This window comes from Streptomyces sp. SCPE 10 (assembly GCF_051980735.1).
In the GTDB taxonomy this organism is placed as follows: domain Bacteria; phylum Actinomycetota; class Actinomycetes; order Streptomycetales; family Streptomycetaceae; genus Streptomyces; species Streptomyces misionensis.
The window spans coordinates 2014701-2040109 of sequence record NZ_CP197069.1 but is presented as its reverse complement, the minus strand read 5'-3'; the positions used below and the strand labels follow the sequence as shown (position 1 = coordinate 2040109).

General features: G+C 71.4%; 30 protein-coding genes. 19 read left to right on the top strand and 11 right to left on the bottom strand.

Annotation, left to right across the window (positions count from 1 at the left end; translation table 11 throughout):
• Positions 1-6: 6 nt before the first annotated feature.
• Genes pgl through tkt form a run of 5 tightly spaced genes read right to left on the bottom strand, consistent with a single transcriptional unit; the run spans position 7 to position 6734 of the window.
• Positions 7-789: a 6-phosphogluconolactonase gene (pgl, locus tag ACSP97_RS09620; RefSeq protein WP_355143587.1), complete on the bottom strand. Its 783-nt coding sequence runs from the start codon at positions 787-789 to the stop codon at positions 7-9.
• Complete coding sequence (opcA, locus tag ACSP97_RS09615; protein WP_440557139.1) at positions 786-1943, bottom strand: glucose-6-phosphate dehydrogenase assembly protein OpcA; 1158 nt, start codon at positions 1941-1943, stop codon at positions 786-788. The genes pgl and opcA overlap by 4 nt, the downstream gene beginning before the upstream one ends.
• A complete protein-coding gene (gene zwf, locus ACSP97_RS09610) occupies positions 1940-3478 on the bottom strand; it encodes a glucose-6-phosphate dehydrogenase (RefSeq protein ID WP_355143583.1) in 1539 nt (512 codons plus the stop codon). The genes opcA and zwf overlap by 4 nt, the downstream gene beginning before the upstream one ends.
• A gap of 1 nt (position 3479) precedes the next feature.
• Positions 3480-4598, bottom strand: a complete 1119-nt coding sequence (tal, locus tag ACSP97_RS09605; RefSeq protein ID WP_355143581.1) for a transaldolase — start codon at positions 4596-4598, stop codon at positions 3480-3482.
• Between the two features lie 33 nt (positions 4599-4631).
• Complete coding sequence (gene tkt / locus ACSP97_RS09600) at positions 4632-6734, bottom strand: transketolase (protein ID WP_355143579.1); 2103 nt, start codon at positions 6732-6734, stop codon at positions 4632-4634.
• Between the two features lie 426 nt (positions 6735-7160).
• On the opposite strand from tkt, the gene ACSP97_RS09595 reads away from it, so the two are divergent.
• The 4 genes from ACSP97_RS09595 to ACSP97_RS09580 all read left to right on the top strand — a co-directional run bounded on the left by ACSP97_RS09595 (position 7161) and on the right by ACSP97_RS09580 (position 9271).
• Positions 7161-8117 (top strand): heme o synthase, encoded by a 957-nt coding sequence (locus ACSP97_RS09595; RefSeq protein WP_355145045.1) that lies wholly within the window; start codon positions 7161-7163, stop codon positions 8115-8117.
• Between the two features lie 92 nt (positions 8118-8209).
• Complete coding sequence (locus ACSP97_RS09590) at positions 8210-8530, top strand: hypothetical protein (protein ID WP_355143577.1); 321 nt, start codon at positions 8210-8212, stop codon at positions 8528-8530.
• Positions 8531-8617: 87 nt separating this feature from the next.
• Complete coding sequence (locus tag ACSP97_RS09585) at positions 8618-8911, top strand: hypothetical protein (RefSeq protein ID WP_440557137.1); 294 nt, start codon at positions 8618-8620, stop codon at positions 8909-8911.
• On the top strand, positions 8912-9271 hold the full coding sequence (locus tag ACSP97_RS09580; RefSeq protein ID WP_440557135.1) for a hypothetical protein: 360 nt from the start codon (positions 8912-8914) through the stop codon (positions 9269-9271).
• 54 nt (positions 9272-9325) lie between these two features.
• On the opposite strand, the gene ACSP97_RS09575 is transcribed toward ACSP97_RS09580, so the two are convergent.
• The 4 genes from ACSP97_RS09575 to ACSP97_RS09560 all read right to left on the bottom strand — a co-directional run bounded on the left by ACSP97_RS09575 (position 9326) and on the right by ACSP97_RS09560 (position 12955).
• Positions 9326-10336 (bottom strand): COX15/CtaA family protein, encoded by a 1011-nt coding sequence (locus ACSP97_RS09575; protein WP_440557134.1) that lies wholly within the window; start codon positions 10334-10336, stop codon positions 9326-9328.
• A 78-nt stretch (positions 10337-10414) separates the two neighbouring features.
• Positions 10415-11188 carry an ABC transporter permease gene (locus ACSP97_RS09570; protein ID WP_358677201.1) on the bottom strand — a complete coding sequence of 258 codons (774 nt, stop codon included), beginning with the start codon at positions 11186-11188 and terminating at the stop codon, positions 10415-10417.
• Complete coding sequence (locus ACSP97_RS09565) at positions 11185-12108, bottom strand: ABC transporter ATP-binding protein (RefSeq protein WP_382008034.1); 924 nt, start codon at positions 12106-12108, stop codon at positions 11185-11187. Before ACSP97_RS09565 ends, ACSP97_RS09570 begins: the two co-directional genes overlap by 4 nt.
• A gap of 31 nt (positions 12109-12139) precedes the next feature.
• The gene (locus ACSP97_RS09560; protein WP_440557131.1) at positions 12140-12955 is read right to left on the bottom strand and encodes an aminoglycoside N(3)-acetyltransferase; all 816 of its coding nucleotides are present in this window, start codon (positions 12953-12955) and stop codon (positions 12140-12142) included.
• Between the two features lie 183 nt (positions 12956-13138).
• Between ACSP97_RS09560 and ACSP97_RS09555 the strand changes: the two genes are divergently transcribed.
• The 11 genes from ACSP97_RS09555 to dapD all read left to right on the top strand — a co-directional run bounded on the left by ACSP97_RS09555 (position 13139) and on the right by dapD (position 21722).
• Positions 13139-13873 (top strand): helix-turn-helix transcriptional regulator, encoded by a 735-nt coding sequence (locus ACSP97_RS09555; protein WP_355323244.1) that lies wholly within the window; start codon positions 13139-13141, stop codon positions 13871-13873.
• Complete coding sequence (sufB, locus tag ACSP97_RS09550) at positions 13870-15291, top strand: Fe-S cluster assembly protein SufB (protein WP_355323241.1); 1422 nt, start codon at positions 13870-13872, stop codon at positions 15289-15291. The genes ACSP97_RS09555 and sufB overlap by 4 nt, the downstream gene beginning before the upstream one ends.
• Positions 15292-15347: 56 nt before the next feature.
• Positions 15348-16532 (top strand): Fe-S cluster assembly protein SufD, encoded by a 1185-nt coding sequence (sufD, locus tag ACSP97_RS09545; protein ID WP_358273273.1) that lies wholly within the window; start codon positions 15348-15350, stop codon positions 16530-16532.
• On the top strand, positions 16529-16846 hold the full coding sequence (locus ACSP97_RS09540; RefSeq protein ID WP_355143563.1) for a non-heme iron oxygenase ferredoxin subunit: 318 nt from the start codon (positions 16529-16531) through the stop codon (positions 16844-16846). Before sufD ends, ACSP97_RS09540 begins: the two co-directional genes overlap by 4 nt.
• Positions 16847-16853: 7 nt before the next feature.
• On the top strand, positions 16854-17618 hold the full coding sequence (sufC, locus tag ACSP97_RS09535; RefSeq protein ID WP_070025400.1) for a Fe-S cluster assembly ATPase SufC: 765 nt from the start codon (positions 16854-16856) through the stop codon (positions 17616-17618).
• Entirely contained in the window at positions 17615-18871 is a 1257-nt protein-coding gene (locus ACSP97_RS09530; RefSeq protein WP_146467137.1) for a cysteine desulfurase, read from the top strand. Before sufC ends, ACSP97_RS09530 begins: the two co-directional genes overlap by 4 nt.
• 18 nt (positions 18872-18889) lie before the next feature.
• Positions 18890-19357: a Fe-S cluster assembly sulfur transfer protein SufU gene (gene sufU / locus ACSP97_RS09525; RefSeq protein WP_037656711.1), complete on the top strand. Its 468-nt coding sequence runs from the start codon at positions 18890-18892 to the stop codon at positions 19355-19357.
• Positions 19354-19686: a metal-sulfur cluster assembly factor gene (locus ACSP97_RS09520; RefSeq protein WP_037656710.1), complete on the top strand. Its 333-nt coding sequence runs from the start codon at positions 19354-19356 to the stop codon at positions 19684-19686. The genes sufU and ACSP97_RS09520 overlap by 4 nt, the downstream gene beginning before the upstream one ends.
• A 94-nt stretch (positions 19687-19780) precedes the next feature.
• Complete coding sequence (locus tag ACSP97_RS09515) at positions 19781-20104, top strand: DMT family transporter (protein ID WP_355143559.1); 324 nt, start codon at positions 19781-19783, stop codon at positions 20102-20104.
• On the top strand, positions 20104-20691 hold the full coding sequence (locus tag ACSP97_RS09510) for a TetR/AcrR family transcriptional regulator (RefSeq protein WP_440557126.1): 588 nt from the start codon (positions 20104-20106) through the stop codon (positions 20689-20691). The genes ACSP97_RS09515 and ACSP97_RS09510 overlap by 1 nt, the downstream gene beginning before the upstream one ends.
• Before the next feature lie 44 nt (positions 20692-20735).
• Positions 20736-21722: a 2,3,4,5-tetrahydropyridine-2,6-dicarboxylate N-succinyltransferase gene (gene dapD, locus ACSP97_RS09505; RefSeq protein ID WP_355143555.1), complete on the top strand. Its 987-nt coding sequence runs from the start codon at positions 20736-20738 to the stop codon at positions 21720-21722.
• A gap of 51 nt (positions 21723-21773) precedes the next feature.
• On the opposite strand, the gene ACSP97_RS09500 is transcribed toward dapD, so the two are convergent.
• Complete coding sequence (locus ACSP97_RS09500; protein WP_355530978.1) at positions 21774-22280, bottom strand: hypothetical protein; 507 nt, start codon at positions 22278-22280, stop codon at positions 21774-21776.
• Between the two features lie 32 nt (positions 22281-22312).
• The gene (gene dapA / locus ACSP97_RS09495) at positions 22313-23212 is read right to left on the bottom strand and encodes a 4-hydroxy-tetrahydrodipicolinate synthase (RefSeq protein WP_355323228.1); all 900 of its coding nucleotides are present in this window, start codon (positions 23210-23212) and stop codon (positions 22313-22315) included.
• A gap of 169 nt (positions 23213-23381) precedes the next feature.
• Here dapA and ACSP97_RS09490 point away from each other — a divergent pair, with 169 nt between their 5' ends.
• From ACSP97_RS09490 to ACSP97_RS09475, 4 genes are all read left to right on the top strand, one after another.
• Positions 23382-23522, top strand: coding sequence for a hypothetical protein (locus ACSP97_RS09490; RefSeq protein WP_355143546.1), 141 nt, complete (start codon positions 23382-23384; stop codon positions 23520-23522).
• Positions 23519-24214: a hypothetical protein gene (locus ACSP97_RS09485; RefSeq protein WP_355143544.1), complete on the top strand. Its 696-nt coding sequence runs from the start codon at positions 23519-23521 to the stop codon at positions 24212-24214. Before ACSP97_RS09490 ends, ACSP97_RS09485 begins: the two co-directional genes overlap by 4 nt.
• An 80-nt stretch (positions 24215-24294) precedes the next feature.
• Positions 24295-24735, top strand: coding sequence for a phage holin family protein (locus tag ACSP97_RS09480; protein ID WP_382008012.1), 441 nt, complete (start codon positions 24295-24297; stop codon positions 24733-24735).
• Entirely contained in the window at positions 24732-25352 is a 621-nt protein-coding gene (locus tag ACSP97_RS09475) for a DUF3618 domain-containing protein (protein ID WP_355323226.1), read from the top strand. Before ACSP97_RS09480 ends, ACSP97_RS09475 begins: the two co-directional genes overlap by 4 nt.
• The last annotated feature ends 57 nt before the right edge of the window (positions 25353-25409 follow it).

The window sequence follows — 25409 nt, the reverse complement described above, 5'->3', positions numbered from 1 at the left end:
CGCGCGTCAGGGGGACGCCGGCGGATACAGCGACCGGGGCAGCTGGGAGGCCGCCGCCGAGTCCAGCAGCCACAGAGTGCGGCTGCGGCCGCGGGCACCCGCCGCCGGGGCCTGGATCTCGCCCGCGCCGGACAGGGCGATGGCCGCGGCCTCCGCCTTGTCCTCGCCGGCCGCGAGCAGCCAGACCTCGCGGGCCGAGCGGATCGCGGGCAGGGTGAGCGAGATCCGGGTCGGCGGCGGCTTGGGCGCGCCGTGCACGCCCACCACCGTGCGCTCGGTCTCCCGTACGGCCGGCAGCTCCGGGAAGAGCGAGGCCACATGGGTGTCCGGGCCGACGCCCAGCATCAGCACGTCGAAGGTGGGCACCGAGCCGTGGTTCTCCGGCCCGGCCGCCTTCGCCAGCTCCGCCGCGTAGGCCTCGGCCGCCGCCTCGACGTCCGTGCCGTACGGCCCGTCGGAGGCGGGCATGGCGTGCACGCGCTCCGGGTCCAGCGGGACGGAGTCCAGCAGCGCCTCGCGGGCCTGGGTGACATTGCGCTCGGGGTCGCCCTCGGGCAGATAGCGCTCGTCGCCCCACCACAGGTCGAGCCGGGTCCAGTCGATGGCGTCCCGGGCCGGTGCCGCCGCCAGCGCGGCCAGCAGGCCGTTGCCGTTGCGGCCGCCGGTGAGGACCACGGACGCGGTGCCCCGGGAGGCCTGCGCGTCCACGATCTTCGTGATCAGCCGGGCCGCGGCGGCCTGGGCCATCAGTTCCTTGTCGCGGTGGACGACCAGCTGTGGGGTGTTCACTTCGCCGTCGCCTTCCTCGAAGGGGCCTTCTTCGCGGTCCTGGCCGCCGCCTTCTTCGCGGGCGCCTTGGCCGCCTGCTCGACGGGCTCCGGCTCGGCGACCGCCGCCCCCTGCGCGGGGGCCTCGGCCTTCGCCGGCTCCTCGGAGGCCCCGGCGTCCGGGGTTCCCTCACGGGAGGACCCGGAGGACCCGGAGGACTCGGGGGCCTCGCCGGCCGCCTGTCGCGGAACCGTGTCCAGCCGGTCCACCCCGTAGCGCAGCGCCGACGCGTAGGTGTCGTCCGGGTCCAGCCGGCGCAGCTCCTCCGCGATCAGCTCGGCGGTGTCCCGCCGCTTCAGCGCCACCGCACGGGCCGGCTGGCCCTCGATGGACAGCGTGGCGAGGGAGCCGTCCGCCCGGTCCAGGGTGATCGGGCCGCAGGTGGTGTCCATGCGGACGGCCGTCAGGCCCGGCCCCGCGGACGGGGACAGGCGCACCGGCACGTCCAGCCGGTCCGCCAGCCACATCGCCAGCAGCTCGCAGCTCGGGTTGAACTCCTCGCCCTCCACCTCGACCGCCTGCACCTTGCAGGTGACCTGGTCCAGGGCGGCCGCCAGCATCGAGCGCCAGGGCGTGATCCGGGTCCAGGACAGATCGGTGTCGCCGGGGGTGTAGGCCGCGGCGCGGGCGGTCAGCTCGCGCACCGGCTCCTCGGCGGCGTAGGTGTCGGTGACCCGGCGCTGGGCGAGCGCGCCCAGCGGGTCCTTGGCGGGGTCCAGCGGGGCGTTCACCGGCCACCACACGACCACCGGGGCGTCCGGCAGCAGCAGCGGCAGCACGACGGAGTCGGCTTGGCCGACGACCTCGCCGTACAGCCGCAGCACGACCGTCTCGCCGGTGCCCGCGTCCGCGCCCACCCGCACCTCGGCGTCCAGCCGCGAGGAGGTGCGGTCGCGCGGGGTGCGCGAGACCCGCTTGACGACCACCAGCGTGCGCGAGGGGTGCTCGCGCGAGGCGTCGTTGGCGGCCTTCAGCGCGTCGTAGGCGTTCTCCTCGTCGGTGACGATGACGAGGGTGAGGACCATGCCGACGGCGGGGGTGCCGATGGCCCGGCGGCCCTGTACGAGCGCCTTGTTGATCTCGCCGGCGGTGGTGTCGGTCAGGTCTATCTTCATGGCCGGCGCCAGCTCCGTCCGTCTCGTGCGAGCATCTCGTCCGCCTCGGCGGGGCCCCAGGTGCCCGACTTGTACTGCGCGGGCCTGCCGTGCTTGTCCCAGTACTCCTCGATCGGGTCGAGGATCTTCCAGGACAGCTCGACCTCCTCCGTGCGCGGGAAGAGGTTGGCGTCGCCGAGCAGCACGTCCAGGATGAGCCGCTCGTACGCCTCCGGGCTGGACTCCGTGAACGACTCGCCGTAGGCGAAGTCCATGGACACGTCCCGGATCTCCATGGAGGTGCCGGGCACCTTGGAGCCGAAGCGGACCGTGATGCCCTCGTCCGGCTGGACGCGGATCACGATCGCGTTCTGGCCCAGCTCCTCCGTCGCCGTGTGGTCGAAGGGGGAGTGCGGGGCCCGCTGGAAGACGACGGCGATCTCCGTCACCCGGCGGCCCAGCCGCTTGCCGGTGCGCAGGTAGAAGGGGACGCCCGCCCAGCGGCGGTTGTCGATCTCCACCTTGATCGCGGCGAAGGTGTCGGTCTTCGACTTCGGGTCGATGCCGTCCTCTTCGAGGTAGCCGATGACCTTCTCGCCGCCCTGCCAGCCCGCCGCGTACTGACCGCGCACGGTGTCCTTGCCCAGGTCCTTCGGCAGCCGTACGGCGCCGAGCACTTTGGTCTTCTCCGCGGCCAGCGCCTGCGCGTCGAAGGAGGCGGGCTCCTCCATCGCGGTCAGTGCCAGCAGCTGGAGCAGGTGGTTCTGGATGACGTCCCGGGCGGCGCCGATGCCGTCGTAGTAGCCGGCCCGGCCGCCGATGCCGATGTCCTCGGCCATGGTGATCTGCACGTGGTCCACGAAGGACCGGTTCCAGATCGGCTCGAACATGGTGTTGGCGAAGCGCAGCGCCAGGATGTTCTGGACGGTCTCCTTGCCGAGGTAGTGGTCGATCCGGAACACCTGGTCCGGCTCGAACACCTCGTGCACGACCTTGTTCAGCTCCTCGGCCGACTTGAGGTCGTGCCCGAACGGCTTCTCGATGACCGCGCGCCGCCAGGAACCGCCGGACTGGTCGGCCAGACCGTGCTTCTTCAGCTGCTGGATGACCACCGGGAAGGAGCGCGGCGGCACCGACAGGTAGAAGGCGAAGTTGCCGCCCGTGCCCTGGGCCTTGTCCAGCTCCTCGATGGTGGCGCGCAGCCGCTCGAACGCCTCGTCGTCGTCGAAGGTGCCCTGCACGAAGCGCATCCCCTGGATGAGCTGCTGCCAGACCTCCTCGCGGAACGGCGTACGGGAGTGCGCCTTGACGGCGTCGTGGACCTCCTGGGCGAAGTCCTCGTTCGCCCACTCGCGGCGGGCGAAGCCCACCAGCGAGAAGCCCGGCGGCAGCAGACCCCGGTTGGCGAGGTCGTACACCGCGGGCATCAGTTTCTTGCGCGACAGATCGCCCGTGACCCCGAAGATGACCAGACCCGACGGCCCCGCGATGCGCGGGAGCCGTCGGTCGGCCGGGTCACGAAGCGGGTTCGCCCCGGAACCGGAAACGGATGACAACTCAGTCCTCCGAGGGGGCGAGGCGTTCGAGCTCCGCCTGAGTGGACTTCAGCAGGTCGTTCCAGGACGTCTCGAACTTCTCGACGCCCTCGTCCTCCAGCACCTGGACGACCTCGTCGTACGAGATGCCGAGGCGCTCCAGCGCGTCCAGGTCGGCGCGGGCCTGCTCGTAGGTGCCGGTCACCGTGTCGCCACGGATCTCGCCGTGGTCTTCGGTGGCCTCCAGGGTGGCCTCCGGCATGGTGTTGACCGTGTTCGGCGCCACCAGCTCCTCGACGTACATGGTGTCCTTGTACGCCGGGTCCTTCACACCGGTGGAGGCCCACAGCGGACGCTGCTTGTGGGCGCCCGCCTTCTCCAGGGCGTTCCAGCGGTCCGAGGAGAAGACCTCCTCGTACGCCTGGTAGGCGAGGCGGGCGTTGGCGACGCCGGCCTTGCCCCGCAGCGCCTTGGCCTCGTCGGTGCCCAGCTTCTCGATGCGGCGGTCGATCTCGGTGTCCACCCGGGACACGAAGAAGGACGCCACGGAGCGGATCTTCGACAGGTCCAGGCCGCGCTCCTTGGCCTTCTCCAGGCCGGAGAGGTACGCGTCCATGACCAGGCGGTAGCGCTCCAGGGAGAAGATCAGCGTGACGTTGACGCTGATGCCCAGGCCGATGACCTCGGTGATCGCCGGCAGACCCGCCTGGGTGGCCGGGATCTTGATCAGGGTGTTGGGGCGGTCCACCAGCCAGGCCAGCTGCTTGGCCTCGGCGACGGTCGCCTTGGTGTTGTGCGCGAGACGCGGGTCGACCTCGATGGAGACCCGGCCGTCCTGGCCGTCGGTGGCGTCGAAGACCGGGCGCAGGATGTCGGCGGCGTCCCGGACGTCCGCCGTGGTGATCATCCGGATGGCCTCTTCGACGGTGACCTTGCGGGCGGCGAGGTCCGAGACCTGGAGGTCGTAGCCGTCGCCCTGCGAGATCGCCTTCTGGAAGATCGTCGGGTTGGTGGTGACGCCCACGACGTGCTGCTGGTCGATCAGCTCGGCGAGGTTGCCGGACGTGATCCGCTTGCGCGACAGGTCGTCCAGCCAGATCGCGACGCCTTCGTCGGAGAGGCGCTTGAGTGCGTCTGTCATGGAATTACATCTCCTACGTGTCGTATATGAGCGTCAGCGCTGGGCGGCGGCGATGGATTCCCGGGCCTTGGCGGCCACGTTCTCCGCGGTGAATCCGAACTCCTTGAAGAGCACCTTGGCGTCCGCGGACGCGCCGAAGTGCTCCAGGGAGACGATGCGGCCGGCGTCCCCGACGTACTTGTGCCACGTCAGGCCGATACCCGCCTCCACGGCGACCCGGGCCTTCACGGACGGCGGCAGCACGGAGTCCCGGTACCCCTGGTCCTGCTGCTCGAACCACTCGACCGACGGCATGGACACCACGCGGGTCGCGATCCCGTCGGCCTGGAGCTGCTCACGCGCCTCCACGGCCACGTGCACCTCGGAGCCGGTGGCGATCAGGATCACCTCGGGCTCGGTGCTCCGGCCTTCGGGCCCTTCGGCCTCGAACAGGACGTAACCGCCCTTGGCCGCGTCCTCGTTGGGCTCGTAGGTCGGCACGCCCTGGCGGGTGAGGGCGAAGCCGTGCGGCTGGCCCTTGCCGAACTCCTTGGTGTACCGCTTCAGGACCTCGCGCCAGGCGATCGCGGTCTCGTTGGCGTCCGCCGGGCGGACGATGTTCAGGCCCGGGATGGCGCGCAGCGAGGCCAGGTGCTCGACCGGCTGGTGGGTCGGGCCGTCCTCGCCCAGACCGATGGAGTCGTGCGTCCACACGTACGTCACCGGCAGGTGCATCAGGGCCGACAGGCGCACGGCGTTGCGCATGTAGTCGGAGAAGACGAGGAACGTACCGCCGTAGACACGGGTGTTGCCGTGCAGCGTGATGCCGTTCAGCTCCGCGCCCATGGAGTGCTCGCGGATGCCGAAGTGGATCGTGCGGCCGTACGGGTCGGCCTCCGGCAGCGGGTTGCCCTCGGGCAGGAAGGAGCTGGACTTGTCGATCGTGGTGTTGTTGGAGCCGGCGAGGTCGGCGGAGCCGCCCCACAGCTCGGGGATCACCGGGCCGAGCGCCTGGAGGATCTTGCCGGAGGCGGCACGGGTGGCGAGCGACTTGCCGGGCTCGAAGACCGGGATCTTCTCCTCCCAGCCGGTGGGCAGCTCGCCCCGCGCGATGCGGTCGAACTCGGCGGCGCGCTCGGGGTTCTCGTCCCGCCACACCTGGAACGACTTCTCCCACTCGGCCTTCGCGCGGGCGCCGCGCTCCAGGGCCTTGCGGGTGTGGCCGATCACCTCGTCCTCGACGGCGAAGGACCGCTCCGGGTCGAAGCCGAGGACGCGCTTGGTGGCCGCGACCTCGTCCTCGCCCAGCGCCGAGCCGTGCGCGGCCTCGGTGTTCTGGGCGTTCGGGGCCGGCCAGGCGATGATCGAGCGCATCGCGATGAAGGAGGGCCGGTCGGTGACGGCCTTGGCCTTCTGGATCGCGGCGTAGATCGCCGCCGGGTCCAGGTCGCCGTCCGCCTTGGGCTCCACGCGCTGCACGTGCCAGCCGTAGGCCTCGTACCGCTTGACCGTGTCCTCGGAGACGGCGGTCTCGGTGTCGCCCTCGATCGAGATGTGGTTGTCGTCCCACAGCAGGATCAGGTTGCCCAGCTTCTGGTGCCCGGCCAGCGAGGACGCCTCGGCGGAGATGCCCTCCTGGAGGCAGCCGTCACCGGCGATGCAGTAGATGAAGTGGTCGAACGGCGACTCGCCCTGCGGCGCCTCGGGGTCGAACAGGCCGCGCTCGTAGCGGGCGGCCATCGCCATGCCCACCGCGTTGGCCACACCCTGGCCCAGCGGGCCGGTGGTGGTCTCGACACCCCTGGTGTGGCCGTACTCCGGGTGGCCCGGGGTCTTCGAACCCCAGGTGCGGAAGGACTCCAGGTCCTCCAGCTCCAGGCCGAAACCGGCCAGGTAGAGCTGCGTGTAGAGGGTCAGGGACGAGTGGCCGGCGGACAGCACGAAACGGTCGCGCCCCACCCACTCCGGGTCGGCCGGGTCGTGCCGCATCACCTTCTGGAAGAGGGTGTAGGCGGCCGGGGCCAGGCTCATGGCCGTACCGGGATGGCCGTTGCCGACCTTCTGTACGGCGTCGGCGGCCAGGACGCGGGCGGTGTCCACGGCCCGCTGGTCCAGGTCGGTCCACTCAAGGTCTGTGGTGGTCGGCTTGGTGCTCACCCTGGGTCAGGGCTCCTCTCCACATGTCGGTCGCCGGTCTTCGGGGCATGCGCCCACCCGGCCGCCGGCGTGCTTCTGCCCGCCGGCCGCTGACGAGCCTACCCCCGTAAGGACGTGCGTTTTCGCGGGTGATTCCAGACTGCCGGGCATCCGCGGGATCCGCCTCCCGACCGGCCGATACGGCATTCGGCACATGAATAAGGAGGCGCTCATCTGACCGCTCAAAAGAGTGGTGGGGACCCTCTTATGGGGCCTCTGATAAGGCGGTGCCGGAAGGGGACCGCAAAGCGCCGTCCGGGCCCTGCGCCAACACGACCCCACCCCCGCGAATGCCGGGGTATGGGCAACGTCTAAAGTGGCGTGGTACGCGCGAGCCCCAATCAAGACCTCATCCGGGGGAGGCTCGCTGGGATGTCTCTGTCAGGGGTGTGCGTGACGGCCGTCGAATCCCGTCCAGCGGGGGTGCTCGGTGGTACGAGCCCGAGCCCGGTTCACCGGCCGTTCGGGGCCCGTGCCAAGGCGTTCGTGGCACTGACCAAGCCGCGGATCATCGAGCTGCTGCTCATCACCACGGTGCCGGTGATGTTCCTGGCCCAGCAGGGTGTGCCCTCCCTCAAGCTGGTGGTGCTCACCTGCCTGGGCGGGTATCTGTCCGCGGGCGGCGCGAACGCGCTGAACATGTACATCGACCGGGACATCGACGCCCTGATGGACCGCACCTCGCAGCGGCCGCTGGTGACCGGCATGGTCAGCCCGCGCGAGTGCCTGGCCTTCGGCATCGGCCTCGGGGTCGTCTCCACCCTGCTGTTCGGGCTGACGGTCAACTGGCTCAGCGCCTGGCTGTCGCTCGGCGCGCTGCTCTTCTACGTCGTCGTCTACACGATGATCCTGAAGCGGCGCACCGCGCAGAACATCGTGTGGGGCGGCATCGCCGGCTGTCTGCCGGTGCTGATCGGCTGGTCCTCGGTGACGAACTCGATGTCCTGGGCGCCGATCATCCTCTTCCTGGTGATGTTCTTCTGGACGCCGCCGCACTACTGGCCGCTGTCCATGAAGGTCAAGGACGACTACGCGCGCGCGGGCGTGCCGATGCTCCCGGTGATTGCCTCCAACAAGGTCGTCGCCCGGCAGATCGTCATCTACAGCTGGGTGATGGTCGTCGTCTCGCTGCTGCTCACCCCGCTGGGCTACACCGGCTGGTTCTACACGGTGGTCGCCCTCGCCGCCGGCGGCTTCTGGCTGTGGGAGGCGCACGGGCTGCAGAACCGGGCGAAGGCGGAGGTGACCGGCGCCAAGCTCAAGGAGATGCGCCTGTTCCACTGGTCGATCACCTATGTGTCGATCCTCTTCGTCGCCGTCGCGGTGGACCCGTTCCTGCGCTGACGTGACTCTCTTCCCCGACGGGAGGGGCGCGTGGTCAAGGCCACGCACCCCTCCCGTCGCCGTTTCATCTACTCGTCGGTAGCATCCTGGCCATGGCAGACACGCAGCAGGTTGACGCGAAGGCCGAGCGCACGGCGGCCCGGCTCGCCCGGAGGATCGGCGCCTTCTCCAAGGCCCACGGCGGCGCGGAGGGGCAGGTGGCCTACATCGGGGAGCGCGGGGCGCGGATCGTGCTCGTCGGCGCGGACGGCGGCTGGGGCGACGTGGTGGCCCCCACGTACGCCATCGCGGAGCAGGCGGTGGCCAAGGCCGGGATCACCGTGCACGAGTCCTTCGACGGGGAGTTCGCGGCGAAGGTGCGGACCGGGCCGTACGAGTGGAAGCGTATGGCGGGGATCCAGGTCGGGGGCTGACCCCGGCGATCCGCCCGCGCCGGGGGCGGGAGCGACGGGGCCGTCCGCACGGTCCCCCGCGCGTCGTCGGTGCGCCAGGCTGACGGCATGCAGACCGATGCACTGCCCGGACGTTTCCTGGACGCGCTCGCCCTGTTGCGCCCCCGCGCCGTCCGGGCGCACGGCTCGCCGGCCGGAGGTGACCGCCAGGAGGGCCGCGGCGACCTCGATCCGATCGCGGTGCTGCCGGAACGCCCCGGCCCCACGGCCGCGCCGCGCGTCGTGGCGCCGCACCGGCGGCTGCGCGACGCGCCGCCCGCCGCGAAGCCGCACTGCGGCTGTCTCGCCCCGGCCACCCTCGCGGACCCCGGCCGGGCACATCTCACCTGGGCGCACGGGTAGGTGCTGCGCCGCCCGGTCACCTCCGTCACCCGACGCGAGCCGCACACCTCCGGCCGGGTGCTGCACGGGGAGCCGCCCGGCGGCCTGTTGCCGCCGGTGCCGCACCGGGACCTGCGCGCATTCGTCGTGCGCGACCAAAGGCCCGCCTGTGGCGGCAGGACGTCCGGCTGCACCTCGGGTTTGGCCTTCGCCAGGGCCACCGTGACGCTGCGCGAGGGGCGGCTGATCGGCAGACGCCCATCCCTGGCGGAGCTGCCGGGGATGGGCGCGCCGGCCGAGGTGGTCGAGGACGTCACCCGTCGGCGGTACGCGGACCCCGCCCCGGCGGACGGACCTGGCTCGGCCGTCGCGCGGGGCTGACCCGGGCCTGCCTGGGCCCGGCGATCGACGCGCTGGTCACCGCGTACGGGTGCGTCAGGCGTTCGTGGGGACCGTGACCTCGGCCGCGGGGCCGGGCAGGCCCAGTTCCGCCTCCGGGCGTTCGCGCAGCGACAGCAGGACCCGCAGCACGCCGATCCACACCAGGCAGGAGCCGAGCATGTGCAGGCCGACCAGCAGCTCGGGCAGGTGCGTGAAGTACTGGACGTAGCCGATGACGCCCTGGGCCAGCAGGATCAGGAACAGTTCGCGGGTGCGGACCAGCGGCCCACGCGGGGCGTCGACGGCCTTGAGGATGAACCACAGGGCGAAGGTCAGCGTCACCACGATCCAGGCGAGCACCGCGTGCAGCTTGGCCACGGTCTCCCAGTCGATCGGGATGCGCTTCACGTCGCTGGAGTCGCCCGCGTGCGGCCCGGCGCCGGTGACCACCGTGCCCGCCGCGAGGAGCAGCACGGACGCGAGCACCAGGAACCACACCAGCTGGACCACGGCCTTGCCGACCAGCGGCCGGGGCGCGGCGTCGCCCTCGCGGGTGCGCTGCCACATCACCACCGCGACCGTGGTCAGCGCGGTCGCCAGCAGGAAGTGCGCCGCGACGGTGTACGGGTTCAGGCCGACCAGCACCACGATGCCGCCGAGCACCGCGTTGCCCATCACCAGCCAGAACTGGGCCCAGCCGAGCCGGGTCAGGCTGCGCCGGCGGGGCTTCTCGGAACGGGCGGCGACGATCGCCCAGCCGACCGCGGCGCACAGCACGTAGGTCAGCATGCGATTGCCGAACTCGATGGCGCTGTGGTAGGTCAGCGCCTGCGTCGGCGTCAGCGAGCCGTCGGTGCACTCGGGCCAGGTCGGGCAGCCCAGGCCCGAACCGGTCAGCCGGACGGCGCCGCCGGTGACGACGATCACCACCGACATCACGAGCGCGGCGAGAGCCGCCCGCCGCACGGTCCGGGGCTCCGGCGTCCAGCGGTCGGCGATGAAGGCGAGCGGATTGCGCAGGGCCGCAACGGCATCGGCGCGGGTCAGCTTTGGCACGCCCACCATGGTAGGCGCCCGCTTGTGCACGCTTTCACGAGGGTCCGGTCCCCGCGCCGTGTCGCCGCTCACTCCAGTGGGGGAAGCTCACTCCCAGCGGAAGAACTTCCCGGCCGCGGCGAGCCCCACGACCGCCCACACCGCGAGGATCCCCAGGTCGCCCCAGGGCATGCCGGCGCCGTGCTGGAGCACGTCGCGCAGACCGTCGGAGAGGGCGGAGATGGGCAGCAGCCCGAGGACGTGCTGCCCGGCCGAGCCGAACTTGTCCAGCGGCACGATGACGCCGCCGCCGACGAGCAGCAGCAGGAACACCAGGTTGGCGGCGGCCAGCGTCGCCTCGGCCTTCAGGGTGCCGGCCATCAGCAGGCCGAGCCCGGAGAAGGCGGCGGTGCCGAGGACCAGCAACAGGAGTACGGCGGCCGGGTCGCCGTGCGGGGACCAGCCGAGGGCGAGGGCGATCACCGTCAGCAGGATCACCTGGAGCACCTCGGTGACCAGCACCGACGCCGTCTTCGCGGTCATCAGGGCCCAGCGGGGCAGCGGCGAGGCGGCGAGCCGCTTGAGCACGCCGTAGCGGCGCTCGAAGCCGGTGGCGATGGCCTGCCCGGTGAACGCGGTCGACATCACGGCGAGGGCGAGGATGCCCGGCGCGAGGAAGTCGACGGCCTTGCCCTTGCCGGTGTCCACGATGTCCACGGAGCTGAAGAGCACCAGCAGCAGGGTCGGGATGACCACCGTCAGCAGCAGCTGCTCGCCGTTGCGCAGCAGCATCTTCGTCTCCAGGACGGCCTGCGCCGCGATCATGCGGGGCAGGGGCGCGGCCCCCGGCTTGGGCGCGTACGTACCCGACGCGGTGGTCATGAGCGCAGCTCCTTGCCGGTCAGCTCCAGAAAGACGTCTTCCAGGGTGTGCCGTTCGACCGAGATGCGGTCCGGCATCACGCCGTGCTGGGCGCACCAGGAGGTCACGGTGGCCAGCAGTTGCGGGTCGACCTTGCCGACGACGCGGTAGGCGCCCGGGGTCAGCTCGGCGGCCGTGCAGCCGTCCGGGAGCGCCTTGAGCAGGGAGCCGACGTCGAGGCCGGGGCGGCCGGTGAAGCGCAGGGTGTTCTCCGCGCCGCCCTTGCACAGCTCCTCGGGGGAGCCCTGGGCGATGACCTTGCCGCCGTCGATGATCGCGACGTCGTCGGCGAGCTGCTCGGCCTCGTCCATGTGGTGCGTGGTGAGGATCACCGAGACGCCGTCGGCGCGCAGGTCCCTCACCAGGTCCCAGGTGGCCCGGCGGGCCTGCGGGTCGAGACCCGCGGTCGGCTCGTCCAGGAACACCAGCTCCGGGCGGCCGACGACGGCCATGGCGAGCGCGAGGCGCTGCTGCTGGCCACCGGACAGCCGCCGGTAGGAGGTGCGGCCGCAGCTGCCGAGCCCGAGCCGCTCGATCAGGGCGTTCACGTCCAGGGGGTGGGCGTGCAGCTTGGCGACATGGCGCAGCATCTCGTCCGCGCGGGCGCCGGAGTAGACGCCGCCGGACTGGAGCATCACACCGATCCTGGGCCGCAGCTCGGCCGACTGGCGCACCGGGTCGAGGCCCAGGACGCGCACCGTGCCGGAATCCGGCTTCCGGTACCCCTCACAGGTCTCGACCGTCGTCGTCTTGCCGGCGCCGTTGGGTCCGAGGACGGCGGTCACGCCCGCCTGGGCCACCAGGTCGAGGCCGTTCACCGCGGTCTTCGTGCCGTACCGCTTCACCAGGGCCGCGACCTGGACGACGGGCTCACTTCGCATGGGTCCAGAGTCTAGGGAGACCGCTCGCCGATCAGTCGCGGGGGTGCGGGAACTCCCTCGCACGGGGCCGCCGCGCCTCCAGCCACCCCTGGGCGTAGGCCACGGCGTCCGCCACCGGGAACAGCCGGGTGTCCGCAGCGCCCACCTTCCCGCGCACGACGGGACGCTCCCGTTCGAAGTCGCGTCCCAGCTCCGCGAAGCGCTCGGAGGTGATCGACACCTCCGTCACCGTCTCCCAGCCGCCGCCGGGCGCGGGCCGGCCGAGCCGTACGAGCGGTGCGGGCACGCGGTACTCGGCCAGGTGGAAGGCGGTGCAGGCGTCGTACCCGGCGCCGAGCAGGAGGACCCGGGCGCCCAGCCGCTCCAGGCGGGCCAGGGGGCTGCGCTCGCCGAGCCGGCAGTCGCGGGCGTGGCCCTCGGTGATCTCCCGCGCGCGGGCGCCGACGGCCGCGAAGGAGGTCTGCGGGTGGGCGCTGCGCCGGGCGCCCGGCCAGGTCCGCACGGTCTCCGGGACCACCCCGACGCCGCGGCTGGGGGTGATGTCGGGGTCGTACGGGGGCATCGTGGCCCGGATCCGGTCCCACCACTGCTCGGGCACCGGCGGGTTTCCCCACAGGGCCGGGTCGGAGAGGTCGGAGGACTGGGCCGGGACGACCAGGGTGCCGGCCGGACCGAGGGCGTCGAGAAGTCCCTGGACGACCGCCACGGCCCCGCCGTTCACCCAGCCGAGTGAACTCAGAGACGTGTGTACGAGCAAGGTCTCGCCGCTTTCGACACCGAGCAGCCGCAGCCGGGCGGCGATGTCGTCCCGGGTGACAAGAGGCCCGGTGGGAGGGGGTGTTGCCATGGTCGGGGAGTCTTCCGGACGGGCCCGCGGAGCGCCACCGCTTTCCGCTCCGAGCGGGCCCCGGATGATCGATCAGAGATCATTTCCGCAGGTCAGGTTAGGTATGCCTAAGTGATGCAGGGCACCGGGCGGTGATCCGGACGGCGCTTGTCAGGCCCCGAGGAATTACGCAACAATGGCGTTGTGAAAAACGTCGGCGAGGCTCGGGAGGCCCTCACGGGGACCCCCCAGGAGGAGTTCGCGACCGGGGAGCGCTCCACGCGCAACCGGGTCGCGCGGTCCATCCTGGACCACGGCCCGTCGACCGTCGCCGAACTCGCCGGCCGGCTGGGACTCACCCAGGCGGCCGTCCGCCGTCACCTGGACGCGCTGGTCGCGGACGACGTGGTGGAGGCGCGCGAACAGCGCGTGTACGGCACGCGCACGCGCGGCCGCCCCGCCAAGGTCTTCGCGCTCACCGACTGCGGCCGCGACGCCTTCGACCAGTCGTACGACAAGCTGGCCGTGGACGCGCTGCGCTGGATCGCGGAGCACGAGGGCGGGCCCGGCGCGGTCTCCGCCTTCGCCCGCGCGCGGATCGCCGCACAGGCGCGCGCGTACCGCGAGGCGATCGAGCGGGTGACCCCGGACAAACGCGCGGAAGCGCTGGCCAAGGCCCTGAGCGCGGACGGGTACGCTGCTACGGCGCGCAGCGCACCGGTCGGCGAGCAGCTGTGCCAGCACCACTGCCCGGTCGCCCATGTCGCGGAGCAGTACCCGCAGCTGTGCGAGGCGGAGACCGAGATCTTCGCCGAGCTGCTGGGTACCCACGTCCAGCGACTGGCGACCATCGCGCACGGCGACGGCGTCTGCACGACGTTCATTCCCAAGATTTCCACTGACGCACCTGCAAGCACGGCCGGGAGGAACCCCGCATGACTCTCCCCACGGAGACTGCCCACCCTGAGCTGGAGGGCCTGGGCAAGTACGAATACGGCTGGGCCGACTCCGACGTGGCCGGTGCCTCCGCCCGGCGCGGCCTGAACGAGGACGTCGTCCGCGACATCTCCGGCAAGAAGTCGGAGCCGGAGTGGATGACCAAGCTGCGCCTGAAGGGCCTCAAGCTCTTCGAGAAGAAGCCCATGCCGAACTGGGGCTCGGATCTGTCGGGCATCGACTTCGACAACATCAAGTACTTCGTGCGCTCCACGGAGAAGCAGGCGGAGTCCTGGGAGGACCTGCCCGAGGACATCAAGAACACCTACGACAAGCTGGGCATCCCCGAGGCCGAGAAGCAGCGCCTGGTCGCCGGCGTCGCCGCCCAGTACGAGTCGGAGGTCGTCTACCACCAGATCCGCGAGGACCTGGAGGAGCAGGGCGTCATCTTCCTGGACACCGACACCGCCCTGAAGGAGCACCCGGAGCTCTTCAAGGAGTACTTCGGCACGGTCATCCCGGCCGGCGACAACAAGTTCGCCGCGCTGAACACGGCCGTGTGGTCCGGCGGCTCCTTCATCTACGTGCCGAAGGGCGTGCACGTGGAGATCCCGCTCCAGGCCTACTTCCGTATCAACACGGAGAACATGGGCCAGTTCGAGCGGACCCTGATCATCGTCGACGAGGGCGCCTACGTGCACTACGTCGAGGGCTGCACCGCGCCGATCTACAAGTCGGACTCGCTGCACAGCGCCGTGGTCGAGATCATCGTCAAGAAGAACGCCCGCTGCCGCTACACGACCATCCAGAACTGGTCGAACAACGTCTACAACCTGGTCACCAAGCGCGCCGTGGCGTACGAGGGCGCGACCATGGAGTGGATCGACGGCAACATCGGCTCCAAGGTGACGATGAAGTACCCGGCCGTCTACCTGATGGGCGAGCACGCCAAGGGCGAGACCCTGTCCATCGCCTTCGCGGGCGAGGGCCAGCACCAGGACGCCGGCTCCAAGATGGTCCACATGGCGCCGAACACGTCGTCCAACATCGTGTCGAAGTCCGTGGCGCGCGGCGGCGGCCGTACGTCGTACCGCGGTCTGGTCGAGATCGGCGAGGGCGCCCACGGCTCCAAGTCGAACGTGCTGTGCGACGCGCTGCTCGTCGACACCATCTCCCGCTCCGACACGTACCCCTACGTCGACGTCCGCGAGGACGATGTGTCCATGGGCCACGAGGCGACCGTCTCCAAGGTCTCCGAGGACCAGCTCTTCTACCTGATGAGCCGCGGTCTGACCGAGTTCGAGGCGATGGCGATGATCGTGCGCGGCTTCGTCGAGCCGATCGCCAAGGAACTGCCCATGGAGTACGCGCTCGAACTCAACCGGCTGATCGAGCTGCAGATGGAAGGCGCGGTCGGCTGATCGCCGCCCCCTGACCATCAAGCCACTCACGTAAGAAAGCGAGCAGACCGACAGCCATGGCTGAGGCTCAGAACATCCCGGTGGGCTCCACCACCGCCGGCCAGATCGCGGTGGCCGCGGAGTCGACCGTCGCCACGCGCATGAGCGTGCCCCCGTCCTTCGACGTCGCGGACTTCCCCGTCCCGCACGGCCGCGAGGAGGAATGGCGGTTCACCCCGCTGGAGCGCCTGCGCGGGCTGCACGACGGCACCGCCGTCGCCTCCGGTGACGGCGTGAAGGTCGACGTCCGGGCGCCCGAGGGCGTCGTCGTCGAGCACGTCGGGCGGGACGACGCGCGGCTGCGCAAGGCGGGCGTCCCCGTGGACCGGGTCGCCGCGCAGGCGTACTCCGCCTTCGAGCAGGCCTCGGTCCTGACCGTCCCCAAGGAGACCGTCCTCACCGAGCCGATCCGCATCGCCGTGCACGGCCAGGGCGGCACCGCCTTCGGCCACCAGGTGATCGAGCTGGGCGCCTTCGCCGAGGCCGTGGTCGTCATCGACCACACCGGCGACGCGGTGCTCGCCGCCAACGTCGACTACCTGCTCGGCGACGGCGCCAAGCTCACCGTCGTCTCCGTCCAGGACTGGGACGACAAGGCCGTCCACATCGGCCAGCACAACGCGCTGGTCGGCCGGGACGCCTCCTTCAAGTCGGTCGTCGTGACCTTCGGCGGCGACGTCGTCCGCCTGCACCCGCGCGTCACCTACGCGGGCCCCGGCGGCGAGGCCGAGCTGTACGGCCTGTACTTCACCGACGCGGGCCAGCACCAGGAGCACCGCCTCCTGGTCACCCACAACGCCCCGCACTGCAAGTCGAACGTCGTCTACAAGGGCGCGCTCCAGGGCGACGACGCGCACGCGGTCTGGATCGGCGACGTGCTCATCGAGGCCAAGGCCGAGGGCACCGACACCTACGAGATGAACCGCAACCTGGTCCTCACCGACGGCGCCCGCGTCGACTCGGTGCCGAACCTGGAGATCGAGACCGGCGAGATCGTCGGCGCCGGCCACGCCTCCGCCACCGGGCGGTTCGACGACGAGCAGCTGTTCTACCTGATGGCCCGCGGCATCCCGGAGCAGGACGCCCGCCGTCTGGTGGTGCGCGGCTTCTTCGCCGAACTGGTCCAGCAGATCGGTGTCGCCGACATCGAGGAGCGACTGCTCGCCAAGATCGAGCAGGAGCTGGAGGCCTCGGTCGCATGAGCTTCCAACGCGCCTGTGGGCTGAGCGAGCTGTCGGAGGGCACCCCCAAGCGGGTCGAACTCGACGGCACGCCGGTCTCGGTCGTCCGGACCGAGGGCGAGGTGTTCGCGATCTACGACATCTGCTCCCACGCGAACGTCTCGCTCTCCGAGGGCGAGGTGGAGGACTGCCAGATCGAGTGCTGGCTGCACGGCTCCGCCTTCGACCTCCGCACCGGCAAGCCGTCCGGGCTGCCCGCGACGCGCCCCGTCCCCGTATACCCCGTAAAGATCGAAGGGGACGACGTTCTCGTCTCCCTCACCCAGGAGTCCTGAGGCATCCATGGCAACGCTTGAAATCCGAGACCTGCACGTCACCGTCGAGGCCGACAACGCCACGAAGGAGATCCTCAAGGGCGTCGACCTCACCGTGAAGCAGGGCGAGACGCACGCCATCATGGGCCCCAACGGCTCCGGCAAGTCCACCCTCGCCTACTCGCTCGCGGGTCACCCGAAGTACACGATCACCGAGGGCACCGTGCTGCTCGACGGCGAGGACGTCCTGGCGATGTCCGTCGACGAGCGCGCCCGCGCCGGCCTGTTCCTGGCGATGCAGTACCCGGTCGAGGTTCCCGGCGTCTCGGTCTCCAACTTCCTGCGCACCTCCGCCACCGCCGTCCGCGGCGAGGCCCCCAAGCTGCGCACCTGGGTGAAGGAGGTCAAGGAGGCCATGGAGCGTCTCCACATGGACCCCGCCTTCGCCGAGCGCAACGTCAACGAGGGCTTCTCCGGCGGTGAGAAGAAGCGCCACGAGATCCTCCAGCTCGAACTGCTCAAGCCCAAGATGGCGATCCTGGACGAGACCGACTCAGGTCTCGACGTCGACGCCCTGCGCATCGTCTCCGAGGGCGTCAACCGCGTCCGCGAGACCGGTGAGGTCGGCACCCTGCTGATCACGCACTACACGCGCATCCTGCGCTACATCAAGCCCGACTACGTCCATGTCTTCGCCGCGGGGCGCATCGTCGAGTCCGGCGGCCCCGAGCTCGCGGACAAGCTGGAGAACGAGGGCTACGAGGCATACGTGAAGGGTGGCGCATCCGCGTGACACAGCTGTCGGGCCTCCTCGACACCGAGGCGATCCGCAAGGACTTCCCCGTTCTGGACCGCGTCGTCCACGACGGCCGGAAGCTCGTGTACCTGGACAACGCGGCGACCAGCCAGAAGCCGCGCCAGGTGCTGGACGCCCTCAACGAGTACTACGAGCGTTACAACGCCAACGTCCACCGGGGCGTGCACGTCCTCGCCGAGGAGGCCACGGCACTCTACGAGGGCGCGCGCGACAAGGTGGCCGAGTTCATCAACGCGCCGAGCCGCGACGAGGTGATCTTCACCAAGAACGCCTCCGAGTCGCTCAACCTCGTGGCCAACATGCTGGGCTGGGCCGACGAGCCCTACCGGGTCGACCACGAGACCGAGATCGTCATCACGGAGATGGAGCACCACTCCAACATCGTGCCGTGGCAGCTGCTCGCGCAGCGCACCGGCGCGAAGCTGAAGTGGTTCGGCCTCACCGACGACGGCCGCCTCGACCTGTCCAACATCGACGAGATCATCACCGAGAAGACGAAGATCGTCTCCTTCGTACTGGTCTCCAACATCCTGGGCACGGTCAACCCGGTCGAGGCGATAGTGCGCCGCGCCCAGGAGGTCGGCGCGCTGGTCTGCGTCGACGCCTCCCAGGCCGCGCCGCACATGCCGCTGGACGTGCAGGCCCTCCAGGCCGACTTCGTGGCCTTCACCGGCCACAAGATGTGCGGCCCGACCGGCATCGGCGTGCTGTGGGGCCGCCAGGAGCTGCTGGAGGACCTGCCCCCGTTCCTGGGCGGCGGCGAGATGATCGAGACCGTCTCGATGCACTCCTCGACGTACGCCCCGGCACCGCACAAGTTCGAGGCGGGCACGCCCCCGATCGCGCAGGCGGTCGGCCTGGGCGCGGCGATCGACTACCTCCAGGCCATCGGCATGGAGAAGATCCTCGCCCATGAGCACGCGCTGACCCAGTACGCGGTGGAGCGCCTGGCCCAGGTCCCGGACCTGAGGATCATCGGCCCGACCACGGCCGAGGACCGGGGCGCCGCGATCTCCTTCACGCTGGGCGACATCCACCCGCACGACGTGGGCCAGGTCCTGGACGAGCAGGGCATCGCGGTCCGCGTCGGCCACCACTGCGCCCGTCCCGTCTGCCTGCGGTACGGAATTCCCGCGACCACGCGAGCGTCGTTCTATCTGTACTCCACGCCGGCCGAGATCGATGCTCTGGTCGACGGCCTGGAGCACGTACGGAACTTCTTCGGCTGAGAGGCGTGTGCTGAGACCGTGAAGCTGGATTCGATGTACCAGGAAGTCATCCTGGACCACTACAAGAACCCCCACGGGCGTGGTCTTCGGGATGGCGACGCCGAGGTGCACCATGTGAACCCGACGTGCGGCGACGAGATCACCCTCCGCGTGAAGTACGACGGCACCAAGATCGCGGATGTCTCGTACGAGGGCCAGGGCTGCTCCATCAGCCAGGCCTCGGCCTCCGTACTGAACGAACTCCTCGTCGGCAAGGACCTGCCCGACGCGCAGAAGATCCAGGAGACCTTCCTGGAGCTGATGCAGTCCAAGGGCAAGATCGAGCCGGACGACGCGATGGAGGAGGTGCTGGAGGACGCGGTCGCGTTCGCCGGTGTCTCCAAGTACCCCGCGCGGGTCAAGTGCGCCCTCCTGAGCTGGATGGCGTGGAAGGACGCGACGGCCCAGGCGCTGGGTGGCGCCGAAGCCGAAAGGAAGACCGCATGAGCGACACCGTCGAGATGAAGCCGGCCTCCGAGGAGGAACTCCGCGAGGCCCTGATGGACGTGGTCGACCCCGAGCTGGGCATCGACGTCGTCAACCTCGGCCTGATCTACGGCATCCACGTGGACGACTCCAACGTGGCGACCGTGGACATGACCCTGACCTCGGCGGCCTGCCCGCTGACCGACGTCATCGAGGACCAGGCCAAGTCCGCCACGGACGGCATCGTCAACGAACTCCGGATCAACTGGGTCTGGATGCCGCCGTGGGGCCCGGACAAGATCACCGACGAGGGCCGCGAGCAGCTGCGCGCCCTGGGCTTCAACGTCTGACAGCGTCTCGGTGAAAGGGGCCACGGCATGCCGTGGCCCCTTTTCCGTGCGCTCGTTGTGTACGCCCGTACATTGGATGTGTACGCTCGTACACATGGGTTATCTGACGCTCGCCGGGGCCATAGCCGCCGAGGTGTGCGCGACGACGGCGATGAAGTACAGCCACGGTTTCAGCAGGCCGGGGCCCTCGCTGGTGACGGCGCTGGGGTATCTGGTCTCCTTCGTGCTGCTCGCGCAGACCCTGAAGTCCGTGCAGATCGGCACGGCGTACGCGATCTGGTCCGGGGTGGGCACCGCGGCCATCGCCGTGCTCGGGCTGCTGCTGTTCGGAGAGGGGCTGGGCGTGGCCAAGATCGCCGGGATCGTGCTGATCATCGGGGGAGTGGTGGTGCTGAACCTCGGCGGGGCGAGCCATTGATGGCCCGGCGCCACGACCCCGGCCGGCGGCAACGGATCATCGACGCGGCGATCCGGGTGGCCGCCCGGGACGGACTCGCCGGGCTGAGCCACCGCACGGTCGCCGCCGAGGCGGACGTCCCGCTCGGCTCCACCACGTACCACTTCGCCACCCTGGACGAGCTGCTGGTGGCCGCCCTGTGCCAGGCCAACGAGGGCTTCGCCAGGGTGCTGGACGACAGCGGCGTCGCGGCCGCCCCCGGCACCGACCTCGCGGCCGGACTCGCCCGCGTCCTCGGGCGGTGGCTGGGCGGCGACCGCCCCGGTGCGGAGCTGGAGTACGAGCTGTACCTCGCCGCCCTGCGCCGCCCGGCCCTGCGCCCCGTCGCCGCCCGGTGGACCGAGGAGACGGTCGCCCGCCTGTCCACCCGGGTCGACCCCATGACGGCGCGCACCCTGGTCGCCCTGATGGACGGCATCTGCCTCCAGGTGCTGCTGACCGGGGGTTCCTACGACGAGGACTACGCGCGCGAGGCGCTGGGCCGGGTGATCGGCGGGGGCGGTGGCCGCCGGACGGAGGGCCCGGGGGGAGACGCGCCCGGCCCATGAGACACGGTTCGCTCCCGCACCCCGCCCCACGTTAGGTTTTCCCCATGACCGACACTGCTTCCCGTACCACCGGCGCCGTCGCCGCCGGTCTTGCCACCATCGCCTCCGACGGCACCGTTCTCGACACCTGGTACCCCGCGCCCGAATTGGTCGCGGAGCCGGGCCCGGCCGGCACCGAGCGGCTGTCCGCCGAGCGCGCGGCGGAGCTGCTGGGCGGCGGCGCGACCGCGGCGACCGGCCCGGACACCCGCCGGGGCGTCGAGGTGGTCGCGGTCCGCACGGTCATCGCCTCGCTGGACGAGAAGCCGCTGGACGCGCACGACGTCTACCTGCGCCTACACCTGCTCTCGCACCGCCTGGTCAAGCCGCACGGCCAGAGCCTGGACGGCATCTTCGGCCACCTCGCCAACGTCGCCTGGACCTCGCTCGGCCCGGTCGCCGTGGACGACGTGGAGAAGGTGCGGCTGAACGCGCGCGCCGAGGGCCTGCACCTCCAGGTCACCTCGATCGACAAGTTCCCGCGCATGACCGACTACGTCGCCCCCAAGGGCGTCCGCATCGCCGACGCCGACCGGGTCCGTCTGGGCGCGCACCTGGCCGAGGGCACCACGGTGATGCACGAGGGCTTCGTCAACTTCAACGCCGGCACGCTCGGCACGTCGATGGTCGAGGGCCGGATCTCCGCCGGTGTCGTCATCGGCGACGGCTCGGACATCGGCGGCGGCGCCTCCACCATGGGCACCCTCTCCGGCGGCGGCAACGTCATCATCTCGATCGGCGAGCGCTGCCTGATCGGCGCCGAGGCGGGCGTGGGCATCGCCCTCGGCGACGAGTGCGTGGTCGAGGCCGGCCTCTACGTCACCGCGGGCACCCGGGTCACCATGCCCGACGGCCAGATCGTCAAGGCCCGCGAGCTCAACGGCGCCTCCAACATCCTCTTCCGCCGCAACTCGGTCACCGGCACGGTCGAGGCCCGCCCGAACAACGCGGTCTGGGGCGGCCTGAACGACATCCTGCACAGCCACAACTGACGCGTCCCGCACGCCCCTTGCGCCCCTCGCCCGTGCGGTGAGGGGCGCTCGTCACGCCGGGGGCAGCCGGGCCGCGAACTCGGCCAGGGCCCCGAAGTCGCCCTCGCGCAGACCGATGCGCGGGTCCACGGGGTGCAGCAGGACCGGGCCGGGGTGGTGGCCGGTGACGAACGCGGTGTCCGCGGGGCCCAGCTCGTCGTCCACCCAGGCGAACGGCCGGCCACCGGCGTACGCCACGATCGCCTCCGTCTTCCAGTGCACCCCGTCGGGGCGGTGGGCGAACAGGCCCGTGCCGAAGTCGACATAGGGCAGTTCGGGCAGGTCGAGGACCGGGGCGATCCAGCGGTTGGCCTCGGCCATCCAGGTCGTCGCCCAGCACAGCTCGTAACCGAGGGCGAGCAGCGCGGGGCCATGGGCCGGATTCAGCCAGACCCGCAGCGGGCGGCGGGAGTCGAGAGGGACCCGGATCGTCGTGTAGCCCTCGGGCCGGCGCTCCGGCCGGGCCGCGTACGGGTTCAGGGGGCCGTCGACGTCCAGGAACAGCAGGGGGCGGGCCACCCGGACACCGTACGGCAGATGGGCGCGCGGGGTCAGGCCCGCGTCAACTTCTCGTGGTGGGCGAGGAGTTCGGCGGTCGTTTCGGGGGAGGCCGGCAGCAGTGGGGCGCGGACCGGGCCCGCGGGGAGGCCGAGGCGGGCGAGGAGGGCCTTGGCGGTGACCGTACCGGGCAGGCCCGCGGCCATCATGGCCTCGATCAGCGGGGTGGCGCGCAGCTGAAGACGCGTGGCCAGGGCGGTGTCGCCCGCGTCGAAGGCGTCGAGGACCGCGGCGATGCTTCGGGGGGCCGCGTTGGCGACGGTGCTGACGCAGCCCGCCGCGCCGACGGCGTAGAGGGCGAGGTTCTGTTCGTCGCAGCCCGCGTAGTAGGCCAAGTCCGTGCGGGCCAGGACCTTCTGGGTGCCGAGGAGGTCGTAGGAGCAGTCCTTGACGCCGACGATCCGGGGGTGCTCGCTGAGGCGGAGGATCGTCTCCGGCTCGATGCGGGTGCCGGTGCGGCCGGGGATGTCGTAGAGCAGCACCGGGAGTCCGCTCGCGTCGGCGACGGTGCGGAAGTGGGCGGCCACCGCCTCCTGGGGCGGCCTGCTGTAGTACGGCGCCACCACCAGGACGGCGTCGGCGCCCGCCTTCTCGGCGGCGAGGGCGAGTTCCGCGGTGTGCCGGGTGTCGGCGGTGCCGATGCCCGCGATCAGCGGGACCCGCGGGCCGACCGCCTCCCGTACGGCCGCGATCAGTTCCGCCTTCTCGGCGTCCGTCGTGGTCGGGGACTCGCCCGTGGTGCCGTTGAGGACCAGGCCGTCGCAGCCCCGGGCCACCAGATGGGCGGCCAGCTCCCCGGCCCCGGCCCGGTCGAGCGCGCCCTCCTCGGTGAACGGGGTGATCATCGCGCAGAGGGTGCGGCCGAACGGGGACCGCCGGTGTGTGATCGTCATGGGGGTAGTGTCGGCGGCATATCGGTGAAGCTCTACTTAATTCTTCTTCAGGTTATCTATAAGTTTGCTTACCGATTGCGAGTGTGGCGCAAGGTCGTGTGTCCAAGTCGGCCCGTCATGGGTCACTATGGCCAAAGGGTCGTCACCGACGTCAGCCATGGGAGGCACCATGAAGCTCGGCAAGGCACTGGCCACCGGAGTCGCCGAGGAGCGGCCGCTGGTCCAGGAGGAAGAGACCCGGCAGCCCGTCGAGGCGGAGCGCACCGCACCCGCCGAGCCGGCCCGCGAAGAGGTCCCGGCCGTCCGATGAGGCTGCGGCTCCCGGCGGAACGCCCCACGGAGCCGCCGACCGGCTACAAGATCGCCCACCCGGTGCTGTCCCAGGACGGCACCCGGGCGGGGTTCACCGGCGTGTCGCTCGGCGGCGCGCTTCCGTACGGGGTTCTCGCCGAGGCGTCCTGCGTCTACGGACGCAGGCACCGCGCACCCGCGCGCCTGTGCGACTGCGGCTTCCACTGCGTCCACGACCGCGCCGCCGCCGAGGCCCTGCGCTGCACCGCCGAGCACCGCACGGCGCTGCTGCTCGACGTCACCGTGCTCGGCGCCTACATCCGCTTCGAGCGCGGTTTCCGTTACGCCCGCCAGCGGGTGCGCACCGCCACCGCGGGCCCCTGCGCCTGCGGCGCCACCGCGGCCCTGCTGGCCGACGCCGGCTGGGGCAGACCCGGCTGGCGCGCGCTGGCCCCCCACTGCGCGGGCTGTGCGCGCGGCCGTACGTCCGTCACCCTCGCGCAGTTCGCCCGGCTGGCCGGGGAGGGGCTGAGGGTGCGGGCGGACGGCGGCGTCCGTGCCGAGGCCGTCACCGGGCCGGAGCCGGCCGCCGAGCTGAGCGTGCCCGAACTGGTCGCGGAGGCCGCGCTGTTGCAGGCCCGGCTCGACTGGTTCCAGTCCCAGCTCGCGCGCCTCGGCGATCGCGGGACCGGGGGCGAGGGCGAGGGCTGACGCCCCCCGGCCCGGGTACCCGGACGTTCCGTACAGACCCGGGTACCCGGACGTTCCGTACAGAGAGGAGGCGGGACACCGTGACCGTGACCTCGCACACGCGACCCGCAATCGAGACCCACCCCCGACGGCTCGACGGACACCCCTCCACGGGTGAACTCGTCAACCGGGCCACCGAACAGCTCTCCCGACTGCTCCGGCAGGAGGTCGCCCTCGCCAAGGCGGAGCTGACCGAGAAGGGCAAGCGCGCCGGACGCGGCGGCGGACTGCTGGGCGCCGCGGGTGCCCTCGCCTACGTGGGACTGATCGTGCTGGCCGGCGCGGCCACCGCCGCCCTGCGGCTGGTGCTGCCCCTGTGGGCGGCGGCGCTGGTCGTCGCGGTCGCGCTGTTCCTGGTGGCCGCCGCGCTGGCCGTCACCGGACGCGCCCAGCTGCGCCGCGCGGGCTCACCGGTGCCCGAGAAGACGATCGGCAGCGTCAAGGCCGATGTCGACGTGATCAAGGAAAGGGCGCATCGATGACCGACAGGACCCCCCACCGCCCGGGCGCCAAGGGCCCCGACGAGCTGCGGCGGCAGATCGAGCAGACCAGGAGCCAACTGGGCGACACGGTCGCGCAGTTGGTGGACCGGGTGGATGTGAAGGGCCGGGCGCGGGCGCGGGCCGCCGACCTGCGGGACAAGGCGGGCGCCATGACCGTGCAGCTGCGCTCCACCGCCGCCCACGCCGGGCACGGCGCCCAGGACCGGGCCGCGAGCGCGGCGCAGGCGGTGCGGGGCCGTGCCGCCCAGGCGGGGCACGCCGTGCAGGGGACCGGACACGCCCTCCAGTCCCGGGTCACCGGACACGGCGGTTCCGGGGCGGACGGGCAGCCCCTGAGCGACCGGGCCGTCGAGGCCGGACGTCATGTGCAGGACAGGGCGCTGGACGCCGGGCACCGGGTCCAGGACAAGGCCGCCCAGGCGGGCGCCCGCGCCCAGGACAAGGCGGCCCGGGCCGGTGCCCGGGTCGCCGCCCCCGCGCGCAAGGCCTCCGAGGGGCTGCGGGAGCTGCCCATGCCGGTGCTGATCGTGGGCGCCGCCGGCGCGCTTGCCCTGATCGCCGGGGTGCTGCGCCGCAGCCGCGCCCGCCGCTGCTGAGGCCACCGGGGACCCGCCCGGGCGCCGTCACACCGCTACGCGAGCCGCAGCGACCGC